17 protein-coding genes are annotated in these 21,942 nt (G+C 49.4%); 11 read left to right on the top strand and 6 right to left on the bottom strand.

What is annotated here, in order from left to right:
• Positions 1 to 33: 33 nt before the first annotated feature.
• Positions 34 to 1,356, bottom strand: coding sequence for a hemolysin family protein (locus NST07_RS18200; RefSeq protein WP_341097687.1), 1,323 nt, complete (start codon positions 1,354 to 1,356; stop codon positions 34 to 36).
• Between the two features lie 115 nt (positions 1,357 to 1,471).
• Here NST07_RS18200 and NST07_RS18195 point away from each other — a divergent pair, with 115 nt between their 5' ends.
• From NST07_RS18195 to NST07_RS18175, 5 genes are all read left to right on the top strand, one after another.
• Positions 1,472 to 2,239 carry a DUF1836 domain-containing protein gene (locus NST07_RS18195; protein WP_341093577.1) on the top strand — a complete coding sequence of 256 codons (768 nt, stop codon included), beginning with the start codon at positions 1,472 to 1,474 and terminating at the stop codon, positions 2,237 to 2,239.
• 80 nt (positions 2,240 to 2,319) lie between these two features.
• Positions 2,320 to 3,531, top strand: a complete 1,212-nt coding sequence (locus NST07_RS18190) for an MFS transporter (RefSeq protein WP_341093575.1) — start codon at positions 2,320 to 2,322, stop codon at positions 3,529 to 3,531.
• Positions 3,532 to 3,726: 195 nt separating this feature from the next.
• Positions 3,727 to 5,316 carry a TerB N-terminal domain-containing protein gene (locus NST07_RS18185; RefSeq protein WP_342479913.1) on the top strand — a complete coding sequence of 530 codons (1,590 nt, stop codon included), beginning with the start codon at positions 3,727 to 3,729 and terminating at the stop codon, positions 5,314 to 5,316.
• Positions 5,317 to 5,324: 8 nt separating this feature from the next.
• Positions 5,325 to 6,644, top strand: coding sequence for an ATP-binding protein (locus NST07_RS18180; RefSeq protein ID WP_342479912.1), 1,320 nt, complete (start codon positions 5,325 to 5,327; stop codon positions 6,642 to 6,644).
• Positions 6,641 to 8,839, top strand: coding sequence for a DEAD/DEAH box helicase (locus NST07_RS18175; protein ID WP_341093569.1), 2,199 nt, complete (start codon positions 6,641 to 6,643; stop codon positions 8,837 to 8,839). Before NST07_RS18180 ends, NST07_RS18175 begins: the two co-directional genes overlap by 4 nt.
• A gap of 364 nt (positions 8,840 to 9,203) precedes the next feature.
• Here the strand turns inward: NST07_RS18175 and NST07_RS18170 are convergent, their stop codons facing one another.
• A complete protein-coding gene (locus NST07_RS18170) occupies positions 9,204 to 10,145 on the bottom strand; it encodes a zinc-binding dehydrogenase (RefSeq protein ID WP_342479911.1) in 942 nt (313 codons plus the stop codon).
• Positions 10,146 to 10,266: 121 nt separating this feature from the next.
• On the opposite strand from NST07_RS18170, the gene NST07_RS18165 reads away from it, so the two are divergent.
• Positions 10,267 to 11,139 carry a hypothetical protein gene (locus NST07_RS18165; RefSeq protein WP_341093567.1) on the top strand — a complete coding sequence of 291 codons (873 nt, stop codon included), beginning with the start codon at positions 10,267 to 10,269 and terminating at the stop codon, positions 11,137 to 11,139.
• A 192-nt stretch (positions 11,140 to 11,331) separates the two neighbouring features.
• Here NST07_RS18165 and NST07_RS18160 read toward each other — a convergent pair whose 3' ends face one another.
• A complete protein-coding gene (locus NST07_RS18160) occupies positions 11,332 to 12,555 on the bottom strand; it encodes an IS110 family transposase (protein ID WP_342479910.1) in 1,224 nt (407 codons plus the stop codon).
• 504 nt (positions 12,556 to 13,059) lie between these two features.
• Here NST07_RS18160 and NST07_RS18155 point away from each other — a divergent pair.
• From NST07_RS18155 to NST07_RS18135, 5 genes are all read left to right on the top strand, one after another.
• Positions 13,060 to 14,424 (top strand): extracellular solute-binding protein, encoded by a 1,365-nt coding sequence (locus NST07_RS18155; protein WP_341093566.1) that lies wholly within the window; start codon positions 13,060 to 13,062, stop codon positions 14,422 to 14,424.
• Positions 14,425 to 14,541: 117 nt separating this feature from the next.
• Complete coding sequence (locus NST07_RS18150) at positions 14,542 to 15,432, top strand: sugar ABC transporter permease (protein ID WP_038592609.1); 891 nt, start codon at positions 14,542 to 14,544, stop codon at positions 15,430 to 15,432.
• A gap of 17 nt (positions 15,433 to 15,449) precedes the next feature.
• Positions 15,450 to 16,274 carry a carbohydrate ABC transporter permease gene (locus NST07_RS18145; RefSeq protein WP_340898057.1) on the top strand — a complete coding sequence of 275 codons (825 nt, stop codon included), beginning with the start codon at positions 15,450 to 15,452 and terminating at the stop codon, positions 16,272 to 16,274.
• A 77-nt stretch (positions 16,275 to 16,351) separates the two neighbouring features.
• Positions 16,352 to 18,118 carry a sensor histidine kinase gene (locus tag NST07_RS18140; RefSeq protein ID WP_341093564.1) on the top strand — a complete coding sequence of 589 codons (1,767 nt, stop codon included), beginning with the start codon at positions 16,352 to 16,354 and terminating at the stop codon, positions 18,116 to 18,118.
• A complete protein-coding gene (locus NST07_RS18135) occupies positions 18,115 to 19,323 on the top strand; it encodes a response regulator (protein ID WP_341093563.1) in 1,209 nt (402 codons plus the stop codon). Before NST07_RS18140 ends, NST07_RS18135 begins: the two co-directional genes overlap by 4 nt.
• 86 nt (positions 19,324 to 19,409) lie before the next feature.
• Here the strand turns inward: NST07_RS18135 and NST07_RS18130 are convergent, their stop codons facing one another.
• The 3 genes from NST07_RS18130 to NST07_RS18120 all read right to left on the bottom strand — a co-directional run bounded on the left by NST07_RS18130 (position 19,410) and on the right by NST07_RS18120 (position 21,907).
• Complete coding sequence (locus NST07_RS18130; RefSeq protein ID WP_342479909.1) at positions 19,410 to 19,757, bottom strand: DUF4190 domain-containing protein; 348 nt, start codon at positions 19,755 to 19,757, stop codon at positions 19,410 to 19,412.
• Positions 19,758 to 19,843: 86 nt separating this feature from the next.
• Positions 19,844 to 20,629 carry a GNAT family N-acetyltransferase gene (locus tag NST07_RS18125; RefSeq protein ID WP_342479908.1) on the bottom strand — a complete coding sequence of 262 codons (786 nt, stop codon included), beginning with the start codon at positions 20,627 to 20,629 and terminating at the stop codon, positions 19,844 to 19,846.
• Between the two features lie 18 nt (positions 20,630 to 20,647).
• The gene (locus NST07_RS18120; RefSeq protein ID WP_341093559.1) at positions 20,648 to 21,907 is read right to left on the bottom strand and encodes an MFS transporter; all 1,260 of its coding nucleotides are present in this window, start codon (positions 21,905 to 21,907) and stop codon (positions 20,648 to 20,650) included.
• Between the last annotated feature and the right edge of the window lie 35 nt (positions 21,908 to 21,942).

Genomic DNA, 21,942 nt, shown 5'->3' with positions numbered 1-21,942 from the left:
AGCGCCTTTGCCTTATTGATATATATTTAGCTATTATTCCGTTTTCTGCCCAGATTCCAGGGAGTCCTTATCCCCGATAAGCACCTCAACCTTGCGGATGCGGTTTTTGTTCATCTCACGGACGGTAAGCGTAACATGTTCGTAATTCATGCTTTTGCCGATAGTGGGCTCGCTTAGGTGACTGTATAACCAGCCGCCAATGGTTGTTACTTCATCATCGTGGAAGTCAAGACCTGTCAGCTGCTTGATCTCCAGGAGAGAAACCTTGCCGTCGAACAAGTAATTGACGTCGCTGAGCTTCTCGATATTCTTGCGTTCATCCCCGTCGAATTCGTCACGAATCTCCCCGACAATCTCCTCGAGAATATCTTCAATCGTAATCAGACCGGATGTTCCGCCGTATTCATCAAGCAGCAGGGCGATATGCACACGTTCTACCTGCATACGGGTTAACAAGTTCTTCACCGGGGTTACCTCAGACACAGTCAGAAGCGGCAATATCAGGCTTTTGAAATCGAAATCCGGGTTGTTGTCATACTGCAGGTACAGCTGTTTGGTATTGATCATCCCGATAATATTATCTTTGCTGCCGTCAGCGACAGGGAATCGGGTGTACTGCTCTTTACGGATGATGTTGAAATTCTCCGCCAGCGAGTGGTCGGTGAACAAGCACACCATGTCTGTCCGCGGCACCATAATTTCTTTGGCCAGCATCTCATCAAAATTAAAGATCCGGTTCACGTAGCCATATTCGGCTTTGTTGATTTTGCCGCTTTCATAGCTTTCGGACAGAATCAGACGAATCTCATCTTCACTGTGCGCATCGCCATGCTCGCTGGCTGGCTTCATCCCGAACAAGCTGACAAGCAGATTGGCGGAACCGTTCATGAGCCAGATCAGAGGGTACAATATTTTGTAGAACCAAATAATCAGCGGGGCTGTAATTTGACCGATTTTCTCCGGAATGTTGATAGCGGCCGTCTTCGGTGCAAGTTCTCCGACTACGACATGCAGGAATGTGGCAATAATAAATGCCAATGCAAAGGCAATAGGTTCGCTCACACTGTGACTGATATCAGCCAAATCGAATAAAGGAATCAGCAGCTGCTCAAATGCAGGTTCTGCCAACGCCCCGATACCGAGGGCAGTGATTGTGATCCCAAGCTGACAAGCAGACAAGTAACCGTCAAGGTTCGCTGCAACTCTTTGTACAGCTAAAGCATTCTTCTTTCCCTCGAGAACCATTTGACTTACTTGGCTGCCTCTCAATCTTACTACTGCAAATTCCGTGGCTACAAAAAAAGCGGTTAAAATAATCAAAATGGCCACCAACATCAAACTAAGTCCTATACCCATAAAATCTTTACCATCCCTCTCGTTATTAAAATAGGTTATACTCATATTATGAGTTCACTTGAACCTATTGTACGAACTTTTCATTAAAATATCAAATGGCGAAGGGGTGCCATCTATGGAAGCTTTTACTTTAAGCCGAAAAGAAATGTCTGGACTGCTGCTCTCGCTGACCGGAAGCTCAGAGCAAAAACCGCTGCATATTCTTCAGGAGGTCTGGACGAAATTTCATCACGAAGAGGTGAAACAGGGGATGTCCCTGCCTGCGTTCCTCTCTACGGATATCCCGCCGATCCTGCAAAAGATCATAAAAAGAGGGAACGTCAAAGGGTTCTCGCTCTCGGACATTGCTGCTCTTGGACATCTCATAGAGTATTCCACACTGAGTGCCAGCGCTATGCAAAATTGGGTGAAGCGCGACTTTAAGGAATATCTCGGCTCACCGAGGGAAGGGAAAAAGTATTCGGTTAATCAGGCTGCGCTGCTATTTATCATTGATGACCTAAAAGCAGCACTTGATTTCGAAAGTATACGTCAGCTATTCCGCCTGCTTTTCCTGAAACCGGAACGGGATGATGATGATTTGGTTGAACCGGCGCAGCTGTATCACGGGTATGCGGAGCTGTTCGAAGAGATTAAGCGCAGCCCTGCGCTGCAGGCTCAAGGGATGGCTGAACGCAGTGCAAACAGAGATTATTCCTGGAAAACGGACAGCTCACTAAGAAGTGCAATGGATAAATTGATGAACCGGCTGAGCCATCTGACAAGACCGCAAAGGGATGCTGTGCAAAATATGCTGATGATCTCGGCAATTTCTGTACAAACCTGTTATTTTCAAGCCCTGGCCCGGCAATACTTTAATGCTGCTTTATTCCTTGATTTTTAGAAGCAGCACTCTTAGAATGTGTAAGAGAAACTAGCAATATCAGGGTAGAATAGTCGGAGTAAGGGAAGAGGTGCTTGATCTTGAATCAAATGACGCTACTGCGAAATCCGAAGCAAAGGAAGCTGCTGTTCAGTGCGGGATTAAGCTGGATGTTTGACGCGATGGATGTCGGAATGATTTCTTTTGTGGTTGCAGCGCTCGCCAAGGAGTGGTCGCTTGAACCGGAGCAGATTGGATTTTTGACCAGTATTAATTCGGTGGGCATGGCAGCAGGGGCGGCAGCGGCGGGGATTTTGGCCGACCGTTTCGGACGCAAGTCAGTATTGCTATGGACCTTGTTGATCTTCTCGGCGGCCAGCGGCTTATCGGCTTTTGCTACAGGCTTCGGGATATTATGTGTACTGCGCTTTGTAGCCGGGTTCGGGCTGGGCGGAGAGCTGCCTGTTGCTTCAACGCTGGTGTCGGAAAGCATGCCTGCAAAAGAGAGAGGCCGGGCGGTTGTGCTGCTGGAGAGCTTTTGGGCGGTAGGCTGGATCTTGTCGGCTTTGATTGCCTACTTTGTTATTCCGGATTACGGCTGGCGTATCGCCTTCGGCATAGGTGCCGTACCGGCACTTTATGCGCTATATTTGCGGCGTGCCATAGATGATTCCCCGCGGTTTGCGGAAATTAGGAAAGCTCCGGTTTCGCTGAGTAAACGCATTGCTATCGTCTGGTCGCCGGAGTACCGTAAATCAACGATCATGCTGTGGATTTTATGGTTCACGGTGGTGTTCTCCTATTACGGCATGTTCCTGTGGCTGCCTACGGTAATGGTGATTAAGGGCTTCAGCCTTGTTAAGAGTTTTGAGTATGTACTGATTATGACGCTTGCCCAGCTGCCCGGATACTTCACAGCCGCTTATTTCATTGAAAAGTTCGGGCGCAAGTTTGTACTGGTAATCTACCTGCTGCTCACAGCAGTCAGCGCTGCCTGGTTCGGAAATGCGACAACGGAGGGCATGCTGATGGCTGCAGGGATCTGCCTCTCATTCTTTAACCTTGGCGCATGGGGCGGCATGTATGCTTATACCCCTGAATTGTACCCGACATCAATCCGCTCGACGGGAGCAGGGCTGGCCACCTCCTTTGGCCGGATCGGCGGTGTGATCGCACCGCTGCTGGTAGGTTTTCTGGTAGGCGATAAGGTCGGCATCAGTTCAATCTTTATGCTGTTCTTCGTAACCATTATTATCGGTGCGCTGGCAGTGTTGTTTCTGGGTAAGGAAACGAAAGGAACTGAGCTGCTCTAAGAGAGTATTCCTTGCCGGATCTACTTGATGTTAATCCTGCAACAATGCTAATATTAGATGTGAAATGTACAGCGGTTTCGGATAATTCGAGAAGAACAAAACGGTTCCTTCACACCATGTGAACAGGACCGTTTTTTCATAAGAGCAGGAGCAGGGTCTTCTCGGATTACGTTTCAGGATTGGAGCGATGGAAGAATGAATAATGAAGGGAAGCTGCCGCACTTTACAGAGCTGGTCTGGGAAAGCACGGAGAGTAATGTGCCGATTCCGCCACGGGAAGCTACCGGGAATGTGCAGCCGCAGTCAGCCGCCGCCAAGATGAAGAAGAAAGAACCGCCGAAGGAGACGGTACAGCTTCAGCTCTGGGATATGGAAGAGAAGCAGGAACCGGTAACTACTACGGAAAGCCAATTTGTACACCGGGCACGTGAACTGGCGGAACAAAGGGAAGCCGCGACACTGTTTGTTCCATTTAAGAGTTATTGGCCTACATACGGGCATATGACGGGAGCGCAATACAGATGGTATTTCTTCTGGCGGGATGAAGTCAGACATGGCAGATATCCGAAGACTGATCTCTCTTATATTTTTCTGCATGTCTATGAACTGATTAACGGAGTAGGCTGGGAAGAACCACAGGAAGGGTACAGACAGCTGTCCTTGCTATGGGAAGCTTACAGGGATCAATACAAGCGGTTGGATCAATATCTTGGCGGCTGGATTGCCGATTTCATCTTCGTGCATAAATTAGACGTGCCGCTGTCAGGCATCGTTGCCCGTACGCGCGGACTTGCCGGAGATCTGGCAGAGCTGGAGCTGATGAGGTGCCTGACTACTGCACCGGAGCAGCTGACCTTTGCAGTGCTGACGGTCATGTCGGATTACGATATCAGCAAATCCAAGTTCTACACCGGTGAAGGCAAAGCGGCGGCTGAGTGTTATATTCCTCAAGTGGTTGCATTAATAGACGCCTATGTAGCCCGCAAACATGGGTCCAAGCTGGTGGAGATGTTCCCGCCCGGCCCGCCGGTACTGCGGGAGCGTTACCTGTTCCGTAGTGCAGTTTATGATATATCGCTCTACGGCTACTCCGTACTTGTGCCTGTCGTAAGGATCAGTAAATCTCCGCCGCTGCGCAGCCTGATTACGCGGCTTTTCCGGCTCACCGAGAACAAGCTGCGTGAGCTGATGGGCTTCCGCGGACGGCTGAAAGACGTTAAGGTCGATGCGGATATGGACGAGCTGGTGACCCGTTTTCTGAAACGGGAATTCCGCAAGGCAGAGCAAGCCGGGAAAGGTCCGGCTGTCGTTATTGACAAGAGGAAGCTTGAACGGCTGGAGAACGATTCCGAGATTGTCCGGACGCTGCTCACTATAGAGGAGCCTGAGGATTCAGCAGAGTTGGAGGATTCAGAGAATTCCGGGGATTCGGAGCTTGATTACGCTGTCCCTTCCTTTATAGAAGAGGATCCTATAGAAGAGATTTATGCTGTTCCCGAGACCCTAAGTGTTCCAGTATCGCCCGCTGCCGCGAGCAGTACAGACAATGAGTGGGAGGCATTTGCTTTCGTATTGACACCTCTGCAGCGGCAAGCGGTGTCCGCGCTCGCGGATGAGGATGGAATGAAGGCTGTGCAGAAGCTGGCCGCTGCCGGGGGGACGATGCCGGAGCTGCTGTTTGACGAAATTAACGAACTTGCCATGGACATGCTCGGCGATCTGCTGATCGACGGTGAGGAATTGACTGAGGAATTTATGCCCGTGCTGCAATATTTGAAGAGGTGAATCCCTAGATGAATGAACTGAAAATACCGAAACGGATGACAACCGCACTCGTAAACTCGCTCACGGCGGGTGTAGTGCCGCGAATCGGACTGGAACATATTGCTGTCGGCCGGCGTCCCGAGGTGGAAGCCATCCTCAGGGATATGGACAATATTGCTGAAGGCGGAGCGGCTTTCAAGCTGATTACCGGTAAATTCGGCAGCGGCAAAAGCTTTCTGCTGCAAATTATCCGCAACTACGCCATGGACCGGGACTTTGTGGTCGCGGATGCCGATCTTTCGCCGGAACGGCGGCTGGTAGGAACGAAGGGGCAAGGCCTCGCAACCTACCGGGAGCTGATGAGCCTCCTGTCGACCCGGACCCGTCCAGACGGTGGAGCACTCGAAATCATGCTGCAGAAGTGGATTATGACGCTTCAGCAGGCGGTGATGCAGGAGAAGGGGTATGGACCTGACTCTCTGCAGCTTGGCGAAGAGGTGGAGCAGCGAATTTATACAGTAGCCTCTGAGATGCGCGGTCTTGTGCATGGCTTTGACTTTGCCAAGGTGCTGGCGGCTTACTGGAACGGTCATAAGCTTGCCGATGATGAGCTGAAGCAGGATGCGCTGCGCTGGCTCCGTGGTGAATTCGCCACCCGCACCGAGGCGCGCAAGGCACTTGGCGTAGGCGTCATCATTGATGATGACAATTGGTACGATTATATGAAGCTATGGGCCGAATTTACAGGTGCCATCGGCTATAAAGGTCTGCTGCTCTTTATAGATGAGGGTGTTAACCTCTACAAGATTACCAACAGTATCTCCCGCCAGAGCAACTACGAAAAGCTGCTGACAATGTTCAATGATACGATGCAGGGCAAAGCGGAACGGCTGGGCATCTTTATTGGAGGTACCCCGCAGTTCGTTGAAGACGGGCGGCGCGGATTGTTCAGCTACGAGGCTTTGCGTTCACGGCTGGTGGCGGGCCGTTACGGCTCAGCCGAGCTGAATAATTTCACCGGACCGATTATTGCGCTGGACATGCTGTCCCATGAGGAAATTCTGGTGCTGCTTCAGAAGCTGCGGGATATCCACGCACTGCATTACGGCTATGAAGCGAGACTTGCCCAAGAGCAGCTGGTGCATTTCATGGAAGAAGCCGTGGGCAGACTGGGCGCTGACGAACTGCTGACCCCGCGCGAGGTCGTGCGTGATTTCATGGATCTGCTACACACCCTTCACCAGCATCCGGAGATTTCGTTCGAGAAGCTGGTGGGCGAGCGCACCGCAAACCCGGCGGAGACTGAGCAAAACGAACTGGACGGATTTCTTGCGGAGTTTGACCTATGAGCGACAATCCGTTCTACAGGCTGGCTCCTTTCATCAAGGAGTTTATTTATAAGAACCGGTGGGAGACGCTTCGCGAGGCTCAGGTAGATGCTTGCCGCGTGTTGTTTGATACCCCGCACCACCTGCTGATTGCCTCCGGTACGGCCTCAGGCAAGACGGAGGCGGCATTCTTCCCCGCATTAACTGAGCTCTATGAGCGCCCGTCCGATTCGGTGGGGATTCTCTATATTGCGCCGCTCAAAGCGCTGATCAATGATCAATTCACACGGTTAAATGATTTGCTGCGGGAAGGCAATATCCCGGTTTGGCATTGGCATGGCGATGTACCGCAAGCGGATAAAACGAAGCTGATGCAGAATCCTTCCGGGGTGCTGCAGATTACCCCTGAATCGCTGGAGGGGCTGCTCATGAACCGCCCGAATGCGATCCCCGCCTTGTTCCATGATCTGCGCTTCATAATTGTTGATGAAGTGCATGCCTTTATGGGGGCGGACCGCGGCATCCAGGTGCTCAGCCAATTGGCCCGGATCTCGCGGATGGCCGGCTGCCATCCCCGGCGGATCGGCCTTTCGGCCACACTGAGCGATTATGCTTCCGTGACCGAGTGGCTGGCCGCCGGAACGCGGGAGAGCGTGGAGGTATCCGCACCGCAAGGGGGGCGCAAGCTCCGGCTGAGTGTGGAGCATTTCTCCTTCCCTGATGCGCGGGATGAGGTGCAGGCTGAACACCTGGAGCGGGCCCGCCAGGCCTATTACGGGTTCATTTACGATCATACGCATCTGAAGAAGGCGTTGATCTTCACCAACAGCCGCACGGACGCCGAAGAGGCGATTCTGGAGATGCGGCGCATGGCAGCCAAACGCGGCGAGCGGGATGTGTTCCATGTGCATCATGGAAGCATCTCCGCGATGCTGCGCGAAGAGACGGAAGCCGCGCTCCGGCAAGGTCCCGGCCCGGCGGTAGCCGCAGCTACGCTTACCCTGGAGCTGGGCATAGATCTTGGCGAGCTGGAGCGGGTGCTGCAGCTCGGGGCACCTTACAGCTGCGCCAGCTTCGTCCAGCGGCTGGGACGCTCCGGCAGACGCGGTGACTCTGCTTCGGAGATGATCTTCGTCACCCCGGAGGAGGAGGATGAGGAGGCGCAGCTGCCCGCGCGGATGCCCTGGACGCTGCTGCGGGCGATTGCGGTCATTGAGCTGTATGTGCGGGAGAAGTGGGTAGAGCCGCTGAATGTGCGCCAGCTGCCGGTTGGGCTCCTGTACCATCAGACGATGAGCATTCTTAAGAGCATGGGGGAAGCCGAACCGGAGGATTTGAAAGCAGCTGTTCTGAGCCTGCCGTCCTTCCGGGGAATTGACCCGGCGGATTACGATACCTTCATGGAGTACATGGTGGGCATGGGCCATATTGAGACACTGGAGGAAGGCGGACTGCTGATCGGGCTGGCCGGTGAGAAGATCGTCAACAATTTCCGTTTTCTTGCTGTATTCAAAGACGATGAGGAGCATGTCGTCTATAATGGCACCGAGGAAATCGGCTCCATTACCACCGTACCCCCACCGGGCTACTGTTTCACGCTGGCGGGCAAGCTGTGGAAGGTGGAGGAGGTAGACAACCGACATAAGGCCGTCTATGTCAAAGGCTCGCGCGGCAAGGTTGATACCCTCTGGCTTGGTGCTGGCGGTGATGTGCATACCCGGATCATGGCCAAAATCCGTGAGGTATTGGGAGCGACGGCGCTGTATCCGTATCTGGCGCCAAGCGCAGCGGCCCGGTTGGAACGGGCCCGCCGCCTGGCCAAGGAGAGCGGTCTGCTCACGCGATCCGTCCTGCCGGCAGGCGGCGATTCCATGTTCATCCTGCCGTGGGCGGGAAGCCGGCAGTTCCGGACTTTGGAACGGCTGCTGAAGAATAACCTGAAAGGCCGGCTGGGGCTTCGTTCCATCACACCGATGGAGCCTTATTATATGGTAGTCGCCGGCAGTGTAGATGCGGATACGCTGGAGGAAGAGATCATGGCTGAAACAACCGCTGCGACGGACCCGCTTTCCTTGCTGAGCAAGGATGAAGCGCCATATCTCGGCAAATATGATGAATTCATCCCCCATGAGCTGCTGCGCAAAGCCTTTTCACTGGATGGGCTGGATGTGCCAGGGCTTCTGAATGTGATTAAGCAGTGGCGGGTGGAGAACTAGAGCGTTTACTACAATCTGTATTGCGGAAGCACTATGAAATCTAAACTTCATAGCATTAATGATGCGGCAGCAGCCACGGATGATCCATCCCGGGCTGCTGCTATTTTTCTGCAAAGGCATGCCAATATAGGGAAGAGAAATCCCAATATGCATGCTTTTGTCCGAAGAAATAAAGTGTCAGACTGAAACATAAAGTATTAGACTGGTGAGCACTTCATTAAGCCAACCGAAATATAAAGGTCAAATAGCCGGGTTCATTGAAAGGCAGCGGTACTCCCACTCAAACGAGTAAGGGTGTACTACTGCCGTTTCTTTTTCAGATTCGTTTTTAGATTCCTGGGATTATAGTTGCAAACTTATATAATCAATCTAAGTGAAGCACGGCTTTGCCCGAGAATTTCCGTTCCATAAGATTACGGGCAACCGTGTCAATTTCGGTCCAGGGCGCCTCCACTTGGATTCGTGGGATTAACCGCTCATCTGTGACCAGCCGGGCCAGCAAACTCAGATCGTCCGCGGCTGATTGACGAGTGAGTTCCTCACCTAAAAAGAAGCTGTACAAGGTTCTTCCTCCGCTGGTCACCATATTCTTCATATCGATCATTGCGGTATTTGAGGAAGAAAATCCTACTGCAACGCAAATCCCTTGGGGCGCTAGCTGCGGCAGCAACGCCGCCAGTGTATTGCCGCCTACTGAATCGATGATCAGATCGTACGGCCCAAATTTGCTGGCTGATGAAATTGCGGAATATCCAATGATCACTTCGTCGGATCCAACCTCCCGAACAAGCTCAGCCTTCTCTTCCGTGCTTGCCGTACCTACAACGTATGCGCCGGATTGGACTGCAAGCTGATGGGCGAATAGCCCAACTCCGCCGCTAGAGCCTGTAATGAAAATTCGTTTGCCAAGCAGCATGCCGCCTTTTCGAAGTGCATAAAGAGCCGTGAGCCCTGCTACGGGGAGGGTAGCCGCCATAGTGAAAGTGAGTTTGTCTGGGATTTCGGCCAACAACGATACGGGAGCAGCCACTTGCTCGCTCCAGGCTCCCATCGGGAGCAAACCAACAACCCTGGCCCCTTTTTGCGGTCCTGCGCCGTTCTCTGCCGGCTTGATGACAATCCCGGCGAGATCCCAGCCAGGACGGCTAGATATTTCCTGATTTTTAGCGTCACTCACTTCACCGCGGTTGAGTGAGACGGCCTTCACTTGCACAAGCGCTTCCCATGGCTTAGGCTGCGGGGCGTCAACTTCCTTGAAGGCCAAATGAGACGGGGCACGCGGATCAACAACAATAGTACGAATCATATCGGTTTTCCTCCATGTTGGTTATGGTCATTAGATGACCTTCATTTCAATGAGGAGTATACTTTAAATGAAGGCTCGGCCCAAGTGCAGAACTACACTTCATAAGAGAAAGGAAGAGAAGATGGATACGGAGAATTCCAGACATAGAATCGTAATGGGAGAAATTGAAGCCCTGCGGATAAAACGCCAGCAAAAGCTTGTCGATCGACCTCAACCGTCCTTGAAACGATTTACTCAACAAGAGCTGAACGACGAGGCTTTTCCTTCGTATAAAAATCTGCTGGTTGGACGTACCCGCCGCATACCGACCCGCCAGACGATAATAAATATTGCAGAATATCTTGAGTGTACATCCGACGAGCGCAACGATTTGCTTATGGCAGCCGGTTTTCTTCCAATTCAGACCGAATTGTATGGACGGTCGTTGGAGCGTGCATTAGAGTGGGCTCAGCAAACGATGAGGAGTATTCCTTTTCCAGCCATGGTCGTAACACATACTCAGGACATCAAGGGATTAAATGAGCCTTTTCATCAATTGTTCGAAATCCCTCTCGACCGTTCATATGACGGTTTAATGAATAGGGTCGATTTACATTTTAATACTGGTTTTCCTATCCGGTCCCGCTCCACGTTTGACAAGGCGTCGTTTAAGCAGTGGGAGGAGCACATTATAAACGGAATACAAGCCTTTAAGAGTGAGCACATACTCTCGCGTTATGATGCGTGGTATCAAAAAATGCTGGATAGAGTTCAGAAATATAACGCGTGCGAATATCTGAGTGTGCCGGATGTAGGGGGAAATGTTGATCAAATACAAACAATTCTAGCCAGAATGGAAAGCTCCGGAGGCCTTATTCCCGTACGCTACAGACAGATTTCGATTTCTGCAGGCGGCCGCTTATATCCGCAAATTGAGGTTTTCCTGCCGGTAGATTCTGCCGCGCGCACAGTTTTCGAGAACCTGGGATGTCCAGCTGATTGTGCATTTGTCTAATCCGACACTTACAAGAGGATGGAATCGAAAAAGTTATTGATAGCTGATAATTGAATAGGTGGTTTATTAAACTACTATGAAAATTCATAAACAGCAAAAGTACGGAAAAGGCAGCACTAAAGAAGACGCAGCTCGTTCGTTTTTTTAAAAGGGGAGAGCGCCTGAATAGCTTTTTATTGTAGCTTATATAGATCAAGAGCCTTCTGGTTTAGTGATGGTAATGGAGTAGCCTAGCCCTTCAAGTCTGCGTAAAGCATGTCGCACAATGGACTGTTCCCTTTGCTTATTGAAGTAGTCTTCCCCTAGATCAACATACATTTCTTTACGAGTTAGAAGGTAATAGGAGATTCTCAACATGGCATGAGCGACTACAATTCCTGCTCGTTTCCTTCCTTTTCGCGCTGCTGTACGCCTATACAGTGCGCCAAGGTAATTCTTAGATCCTTTTACGGAATGAGCAGCTTCGGTTAAGCCTGATCTCAAATATTTATTGCCCTTTTTGGTTTTAGCCGATTTCCTTTTGCCCGCACTTTCGTTATGGCCAGGAACAAGTCCTGCCCAGGAACACATATGAGCTGCGCTTGGAAACTGGTTTTTAATATCTGTACCGATTTCAGCCAGGATTTGTTCGGCCATTCGTGTTGATATGCCTGGAATTGAGTCTAATCGTTCGATATCTTCTTGGTAAGGATTTACTCGCCGTGCAACTTCTTGATCCAGCATATCAATTTGTTGAGTTAGAAAGTCGATGTGAGTTAGAATGGTTTTTATCATTAGGCGTTGATGGGGACTTACGTATCCTTGGAGGGCAAGTTCGAGTTCATCTTTTTTTCGTTTTAGTGTTCGAAGGGCCATGTTGGCCAGTTGCCCAGGATCATCTATACCTTCAGCAATCGCATAAAGCATTTTTTTAGAGGAAACTCCCATAATATCTGAGACAACGGAACCAAGCTTAATATTAGCTCCCTCTAATACTTTTTGGATTCGATTATGCTGTCTGGCACGTTCTTCGATGATACTCCGGCGATAACGAACAAGCTCTCTTAACTCACGTTGATTACGGTCTGGAATGAAACTGGCTTTAATCAGTCCGTGGCGAAGGAGTTGGCAAATCCATTCTGCATCTTTAACATCGGTTTTGCGTCCAGGCACAGCTTTCATATGCTGGGCATTAACAACCAGAAATTCGATCTCTTCAGCCTCAATTAAATTTACAATAGGTTTCCAATAAACACTTGTGCTTTCCATGGCGACATGAGTACAGCTGTGCTCCTTAATCCAGTCCACTAACTTAAGAAGAAATACAGTTTTAGTTGAAAATGTTTGAATCTCCTTTCCTTCAGGTGTCATGATGCATGCAGTAATATTGTCTTTATGGACATCCATACCGCACGCCCGTTCAATAATTACATCCATGCCATTCAACCTTTCTACGGCATCATGATTGGAGACTGGTGCAACAACCAGAATAGGATTAATCTACTATGAGTGCTTCCCAGTGGGAGCAACATTCAGTGGTGCACCGTGGTCGTTGGAGTCAGACTAACGGATGGGCTCTAAACGCACCATAGTTCATCGACCTTCCTCTCCCAGCCGTACTTCCAGTATAAAATACCAAGCAAAAATTTTCATTCTCTGTGGTGCAGCGCTGATTTTGCGCTGCATGGTTGGCTAATGGGGAACGATAGTTTAATGACAACAGCGGCAGTCTAAGGCTTTATTTATCAAGTCTTGGTCTGCCGCTGCTTTATATTAATTGTTCAGTCTAAATCAACAACTCTAGTCTAATACTTTATTTTCACTGAACAGCTTTATTTTATATATAGAAAAAACAAACCTTTATTCTGCAGTTCCCACCTTGTTGGAAGCGCTTAATCGAAAGATAATGAACATATCACGAAGACAGGGGGCAACAAACAAATGGTCAACAGAAAAATGCAAAAGACATTCTCCATCGGTTTAACTGCTGCTATGGCATTAACCTTGGCGGCATGCGGCAACTCCAACAACAACAATGACAAAGGGGGTAACAACGCAGCTCCGGAAAGCACCAAAAGCGCTGCGGAAGCTACCAAAGACAGCGGCAAAAAAGTAACGATTACCTTCCAGAACATCTATCCTGACCCTGCAACACCTGCCTACAAAATGATCCGCGAATTGGTGGCCGAATATGAAAAAGAAAAACCGAACGTTCATATTGAACTGGATACATTGAACACAGACCAGCAAAAAGTAAAGCTTAAAACACAAGCGGCCTCCAAAGAAGTGCCAGACATCACCATTGTTAACCCTGCTGCACAAATGAAGCCGTTTGTAGATGCCGGATTGTTCGCACCACTGAACGATATGCTGGAGCAGAACGGACTGAAGGATACGTATCAAACTGGATTGCTCGATTACTACAGCTTCAATAATAATGTGTACGCACTGCCTGACGGCAACAATATCGAGGTGGTGTATTACAACAAGGAGCTGTTTGAGCAAGCCGGAATTGCAAACCCGCCAACCACATTCGAAGAAATGCTTAAGGATGTAAAGATTCTCAAAGAGAAAGGAATCACACCCCTAGCGATCGGTGAAAAGGACTCCTGGACAGGCTCATTCCTGTTCATGAACATTCTGCTCCGTACCAACGGCGGCCCGGGTTTCCTGCAAGAGGTGCTTGACGGCAAGAAAACGTTCGAAGATCCAGCATTCGTAGAAGCAGTAGACGCCTTCCAGCAGTTGGTCCAAGCCGGCGCATTCCCTGATGGTGCAACATCCATTGATGCCAATGCAGGCGGCAATATCTTCAAAACAGGTAAAGCGGCAATGTGGTCTATCGGTTCATGGGAAACCGGAGCCATTGATGCTTCATCTGTAGCCGGCAAAGTAGGGGCCTTCCAATTCCCTACAGTTAACGGTAAAGGCGACCCTAATGAATTTATGCTTGCACCAGGCAGCGCATTTGCCATTTCCGCAAACAGCGAGCATTTGCAGGAAACCAAGGATTTCCTCAACTTCTTCGCATCCAACTATCCTAAGAAGCAATTTGAACTGAAAAATGCCGTAGGTCTGGGCCAAAAAGTAGATGGCGATTTGAAAGCTGCCGGTTACTCCGATCTTGCGATTAACATTGCAGGCCTGTTCAATGAAGTCAAAGGCGGTGACCTGGCGTTTGACAATACGATGAATCCGGCAACGGCGCAAGTTCACTTGAGCAGCATTCAGAACCTGTTTGTGCAAAAAGTGGATTCCGCCGCAGTGGGCAAGGAACATCAAACCGCATTCGAAGCTAATAAATAAGAAGCAATAGAAACATTCCCATGATCTATCGATGCGAAGCGAGCTGACCAGAGCTTCTTCGCATCGATCTATGATGGACATAGAAAAAGAAATCTGCTTGTTTAGGAGGCGGGAAAGATGAAAGTACTAAAGGTGCCAGGACGAACAATAGCCGTCTTCGTATTGCCAGGTCTGCTCTTATATGTATGCCTTGTGTTTGTTCCCATACTGGTTTCATTGTATACAGGCTTATTGAAGTGGGACGGTCTCACTTCTGCAGAGTTTATCGGTTTCGGCAATTTTAAAGATATGTTTTTTAATGATCCTGTCTTTTGGCCATCAGTAAGAAGAACACTGCTGTATGCGGTGGCTTCCATGCTGGAAATTCCACTGTGCCTGTTTATGGCTATTTTACTTAACCGTTATTTGAAAAGAGCAAATACTCTGGTTTCGATCTATTTCACACCGGTTATTCTTTCCGTCGTCATTATCGGCCAATTGTGGAAAACGGTCTACAATCCGGCTTCCGCAGGAGGTATGCTGAACGGGGTTCTGATCTCCCTGGGACTGGACAGCTGGACACATAACTGGCTCACTGAACCCAAGATTGCCATGTTCGCACTCTATTTCGTATCGCTTTGGCAGTTCTTCGGCTACCATCTGCTGATTCAGTATACCGGGGTGTCCAATATTCCAGATGAGCTTTATGAAGCGGCTAAAATTGACGGAGCAGATGGATTTAAGGCGGACCGTTACATCACCCTGCCGCTGATCGTTCCGATCTTTAAAATATCAATTGTACTGGCGTTTATCGGTTCACTGCAGGCCTTCGATCTGGTCATGGTCATGACAGCGGGGGGCCCGGCACATGCTACCGATGTAATCTCTACCCATATGTATAACAGTTCCTTTATGTCCTTCAAGTATGGATACGGCAGTGCGATTGCCACCTTCCTGGTTGTGGTCTGCCTGGTCTTTACCGGATTCATCAATACCGTATTCAATAAAATCGAGCGGAAATTCAATTAGAAAAGGAGTGCGCGATCATGCGAAAATTCAAAAAAGGAATCGTGTATCTTCTTTTCGCCATTCCTGTAGTGACCCAGCTGTATCCCTTGTTATGGCTGTTGCTGTATTCCCTGAAGACCAACGAAGAAATTATGGATGGCAGCTTCTTTTCCTTTCCAAAATCGTTTCAATGGCATAACTACAGCGAAGCTTATACTTCGGGGAGTTATCTGAAATACTTGTCCAACAGTGTGTTTGTTACGGCGGTTACGATGATTTTCGTCATTGTGCTGGCCTCCATGGTTGCCTATGCGATTTCACGGTTCCGCTGGAAATATGGAAACATTGTAATGATGGTCTTTCTGATGGGTATGATGATCCCTATGCAGGCGACTCTGCTGCCGCTGATGATCATTTTCAAAAATATGCATATCCTGAACACACATTTATCACTGATTCTGCCTTATATTGCATTCTCCACGCCAATTGCCGTGTTCATCCTATCCGGGTTCATGAGAGACATTCCGCATGAAATTGAGGAATCTGCATTTATCGATGGAGCCAGTGTATACCGCATCTTCCGCAGCATTATTCTTCCGGTTTCAATCCCGCCGGTGATGACGGTGTGCATCCTGACCTTCATCAACATCTGGAACGAATATATTCTGGCGGCAACCTTCATTTCTTCCGAGAAACTGAAGACCTTGCCATTCGGGGTCTACACTTTTGTCAGCCAGTATTCAGTCAACTATGGAAATATCGGCGCATTCCTCGTCATGGGCGCGCTGCCGGTCATCCTGATCTACTTCTTCCTGTCCAACCGGATTACAAAAGGGATGGTGGCAGGAGCTGTTAAGGGTTAATGGGCGTTGCAATTAAATTTGTATTGGATTTATAATAGGGAACGGCAGACACAAGATGTTGAAAGGAGGAGAGTCCTATGCGAAATGGCTTTCATTCCATCCACCATCGGTTGTTTCTGCTGTTTCTTTTTTGCATGTCCAGTATTCTGCTGATTGTCAGCCTGCTGTACTATAACCGGACTACTGTTCAGCTGCATGAAAAGATCAGTGATCTGTCGCAGAAGAACGTCGCTCAAACGGCCGGGCTGTTTACCCTGCTCTACAAGGGGTATGATTCCCTGTCCAAATCACTCAGCAATAACTTTGAGATGGTTCGCCTGCTTAATGAAACAACTGATGAACCGGCAGTGGCTTTTATCAATGAACAGACTATCACAAATATCATTGGCTCGATTTTTTATTCGCGGGACGATCTGGTAGGCATCCATGTCATCATGGACAAAGGCAAAATTTATAATTACGGCAACTACATGAACGTGGTTGACCCGGAGTACCACACCGAGGACTGGTACCATGAGCTTAAGGCTTCTACGGGGAAAATGGTCTGGCTCGGCGTGTACGAGCATTCGCTCATTGATGAGGTCGAGGACAGTCCTGTATTCGCTTTCGGGCGGCAAATTTATGATCTCAATGAACACAAGCCGATAGGCATCGTTCTGTACGAAACGAACCCGCAGCCTGTTCTTGATGCGCTGGATAATCTGAAGCTGGGAGCGCACAGCCAGGTTTATCTGATGTCTCAGGATGGGCGTTTTGTATCCTCGGCTACGGACCCGTCACCAGTCGTGGAGAATTTGCCGTCCCTGCAGGGGGATAAGGATGTCATTGTGCAGCAGGAAAGAGACCGCTTAATTGTAGCCTCCAAGCTGTCTTTCTCCGGGTGGTGGGTAATGAGCATCACTCCGGACAAAGATCTCAATGTGGAATTGATCGAGATGAAGCGATATCTGCTGATTGTTATTTCCATTCTGATTATCGTATCCACCCTGATTGCTTCGATTGTGTCGCAGACCATATCCTCACCGCTCAAGAAAGTGATCCGGGAGATGAAACAGGTGGAAATCGGAAACTTCCGGGGCGTGGTTAATGTGTCTTCCTATCAGGAAATCAATATTCTCGTCGCTTCTTTCAACCGGATGGTCCGGCGGATTGAGGAATTGATCGAACGGGTCAAGCTCTCTTCCGTCAGTGAGAAGAACGCCGAGCTGCATGCGCTGCAGTCCCAGGTGAACCCGCATTTTCTCTACAACACACTGGATATGATTTACTGGATGCTTGATGAGGAGGGGAATGAGCAACTGGGAGAGCTTGTACTCTCATTGTCCTCCATGTTCCGTTACAGCAGCCAGTGGGAAGACGGCGCGGAAGTTACCCTTGAGGAAGAGATGGAGCAGATCGGCCATTATCTAAAGATCATTTCCATCCGTCTTGAAGGCAGGCTGCAGATTGTCGCCGAAGTCGATGAGCGCTGGCTGAATATCCGCGTTCCGAAGATGACGGTACAGCCGGTGATCGAGAATGCTGTCAAGCATGGATTGGAATCGCTTAACCGTCAGGGTATCCTGAAGGTGTACACCCGTGAGGAAGGGAATGTTCTGAAGTTATTCGTTGAAGATAACGGCAATGGCATGAATGCGGAACAGCTGGAGCGGCTGCAGGATTCGCTAAACGGAGACAGTCCGAAAGAAGGCGGCAAAGGCGGCATCGGCTTGCAGAATCTCCACCGCAGGCTGCAGTATATGTTAGGGGATAGTTACGGTCTGCAGATTCAAAGTTTACCCGGAGAAGGGACACAGGTTGCCATCATGCTTCCGATTAGAGTGGAGGGAGACACATACAAGTGAACATTCTCATAGCCGATGATGAACGGGTTATCCGCGAAGGCATCAAACGCACGATTAAGCATCTGTATCCGGAGTATCAGGTTTTTGTGGCTGAAAGGGCCGAAGAAGCCGTCAAGGTGCTGGAAGAACAGCGTATCCACATCGTGTTGACTGACATCCTAATGCCGGGTATGAATGGCCTTGAGTTTATGAAAATTTCCAGACGCAGATATCCCTATGTGAAATGGATCGTGATCTCCGCTCATAGTGAGTTCTCCTACGCACAGGAGGCGATCCGTCTTGGAGCGAGGGATTATCTGCTCAAGCCGATCGGCAAAAACAAGCTGGAGGAGATTATCAATAATCTGACGCTGGAGATCCAGAAGGACAACGACATTTCACGGCAGGGGGAAAGGCTGAAGGCTAGCCTCAAATTTCTGCGGGAAGGTGTATTCCAGCGGCTGGCCTCTGGCCTTGATATCGGCAATTTGGATATTGGTCCGTTCATCGAAGATTATCACAACTTTTACTTGGTGATGGTACAGCTGGACCCGGGGGAAAAAAGCGCGCGCCTGGAGCATTTTATCGTGGAGAATGTACTTTCCGAGCTGATCGAGCTGCATGGGAACGGTTTTGTCGTCAATTTCGACCGGCAGAGTTTACTCGGCCTGGTTACCTTGAGGGAGAACGAGCGGACTGAACCGTTTCGGGAGGAGCTTCGTGCCCATCTCAACCATTATCTGAAGATGCCTTTTCAAATCCTGCATTCCGGCTTGAGTTATGATTTCAATACCGTGCCGCAGGTCGTGAAACGGATGAGGGAAGCATCCGCTTCACAAGCGTTTGAGGCGGAACCGCTGAAGGGAAGCGGAGAGAAGGCCATTGACGTTGCACTGCATTTTATCAGGGAGCATTACAACGAGGATCTATCGCTGGAGAAGATGGCCTCTGTCGTGTTCCTGAACCCGGCGTACTTCAGCCAGTTGTTCAAGCAAAAGACAGGGCAGGGGTACAAAGAATACGTCACCTCACTGCGGCTGGAACAAGCAAAGCTGCTGCTGCTGAACCCCAAGCTGAAGCTGGCTGAAATCGCAGAACGTGTGGGGTATCAGGACATGCGCCATTTCACTCAGATGTTCCGTAAAAGATTCCAACTGACTCCGACTGAATACCGCCAGCAGCAAAATATCAATATTCATCTGACCAAAGGCTGCCCGCCGCAATAAAAAAGGAAGCTGACACCGAATATCGAAACCGGTTCAGCTTCCTTTTTAGTCCATTTACTCGAAAATCCTGCATTTCTTACAGCCTATCAGATGTTGTTGGTGCTGAAGTGGAATGTGCTACCAGAATCTATTTCATTAAAAGCAAAAAGGGCGAATAAAAACAGTAAAATAAGTAAGGTGTAAATAATCGTCCCGACAATCCCGCAGACGAGGCCGGCGATGGCTAGACCTCTTCCCTCTTCATAACGGGTACGAATCTCTTTCAGGGAAATCGCAGAAAGTATAATCGCAATAATCCCAAATAGAATCCCGATATATGGTGACACAATGGACAGAATCCCAAGCACCAATGAGGCAATGGATTTACCATTTGTCTGTGCCGGCGGCGGTGGCGGCGTGTAATAGTCCTGATGTCCAAACGGTTGATAGCTCATGAACAAACTCCTTCATAAGTAAATTGTTATTGCTGCTCCTCGCATTATATAACAATTTCCAGAATATTACGGTGATTAATTTTTGATCATTTCGGCTGTTCTATATAATTTAGCCAATGCTCCAGCTTCACAGTTAGCGTAAGGCCGACGGATTCGGCCAAACGAATGGAGGCGATATTGGTATCCTCCACCTGATATCTTGGAATATAACCTCTCTGCAGCGTATGGAATACCGCAGTGCGGACGACCCGCTGTGCAAGTCCGCTTCTTCTGCCGGCTTCGGCCGTACGCACGGCCCCGATTTCCCAGATTTGTTCCTCGTTGCGGAATACGAGGCAGGTGCTGAGTGGCGTGTCTCCCATGAATATAGATATGGAAAAAGCGCCGTCTGCAAAACAATGCTCAATTTCTTCCTTGCTGTAATCATTCGCCCGCCATAATGGGAGCAGCCGTTCATCCATCTGTTCGTTTAGTACAGCTTCGGCGTACGGATCGAAACGTTGCTCTGCTGTAGAACTATAGGAATAAAAGCATCGTACTTTGTGCAGCGGAAATTGACCGGCAATCGCAATCCGTGTCTGCTCCTGAATTTTGAAGACTAGATTCGTTTCTCTGGGCAATCGCTGTAGCAGCTCGGGCAGCACTTCGGGGCTACTGTAATCCATCAGCACTATTTTCTCGGCATCCGGATATATCCGTTGATCAAAAGAGTAAGCGTCTGCAGGCAGAAGCAACAGAATACCCCAGTGTTCCTGCTGTTGAACCAGATAGCTGTCTATCACCTGATGATAAGCGGTCATCATCTTTAACGGGGTTACATTTTTTAGCGGATTTTCACGCAAGTACTTCATAATCAATTCAGTATGTCCCAATGAACTTCACTCCAGTTCTTATTTATATTCACGAACTACTTTAAGTCGGGATACAGCTCCGATGCCGAACAGAAAAAGGATAAGACCGGCAGCAAGCATGGTTCCAGAGGCTCCAAAATGGTCGGCTGACGAAGAAAAGACAGCAAGTCCCAAAGGGGGACCTACACTCATTAAGGACCCCAGTACACCGAACATCCGCCCTTGCAGGTCCTCAGGCACCTCGAGTCTCAGGATGATATTAATTAGTAAAGTGCTGAATGAGAAGGTGAAGCCGATTAGCAGAATGAGCGGGATGGCCAGCATCATTGAGGTAATAGCCGACAGCAGGGCGTACAGCGGACCCAGCAGCAGGAGACTGACAGCGACCAGCAGACCACGGTGCCTGATCCTGTTCCCGGCAGTCAATATCAAGCCCGATCCAAGCATGTACCCGAGCGGGATGCAGCTCTCCATCAGACCGAACTGAAACGGACTTGCCTTCCATACCTGCACGGCCATGACTTGTGTCAGCATGAGGCAGGAGAGGAAAAATAGTGTGAGTACGGGAAGCAGTAAGGTAACAGCTCTAGCAAATGGATTACTCCAAATATAACGGAAACCGCTGAAAATATCCTGCTTGAACGTTTTTTTGGGTCCACGTGCGGCTGTAACACCAGTGAATGAGCCTGAGGCTAGCACCAGCAGGAAGGCTAACAGAAAGGTCATCCCATCTACAAAGATCGCCCAAGCGCCACCGAAGGCAGCGACAAAGATTCCGCCGAGCGCGTAACCAACAGTACGGGAGATGTTCTCTGACAAGGTCATCCAGCCTGCTGCCTGCTGGATATGTTCTTTGCCGACAACAGTCAGCAGGGAAGCCTGAAAGGCAGGAGACTGAAATTGTCCGGCAGAGGTTACAATTCCGGTAAGACAAACAATCAGGACGAAGGAGAGATTAGGGCTGGTAAGGGCGTAAGCGATTCCCAGTACAGTGATGCTCTGTACCAGATAGGCACATACAATCAGTGTTCTGCGGTTGACGCGATCGGCGAGGGTGCCCGCTACGCTGCCCAGCAACGAACAGATGACAAGGTTGCTGACAGTCATGATGCTCATCATTTTTGCACTGCCAGTCTCCTGCAGTACCCATAGACTAAGAGCGAGACTGTGAAAGGCATTTCCCAGTATCGTAAGCGTACTGGCTGTGAACAACAGCAGGAAAACTTTGTTTTTACGTAAAACCGGATAGTTCACTTGGGGCATAGGGGCATTCACGATCTCAGCGCTGGTAGAATTCATCAACAAAACCTCCTCGTAATCACTTAACTTAAACG

It is taken from the genome of Paenibacillus sp. FSL L8-0340 (assembly GCF_038593145.1).
Taxonomy (GTDB): domain Bacteria; phylum Bacillota; class Bacilli; order Paenibacillales; family Paenibacillaceae; genus Paenibacillus_AQ.
Note: the sequence above shows the minus strand (reverse complement) of the source record. Positions and strands in the feature narration are given on the sequence as shown.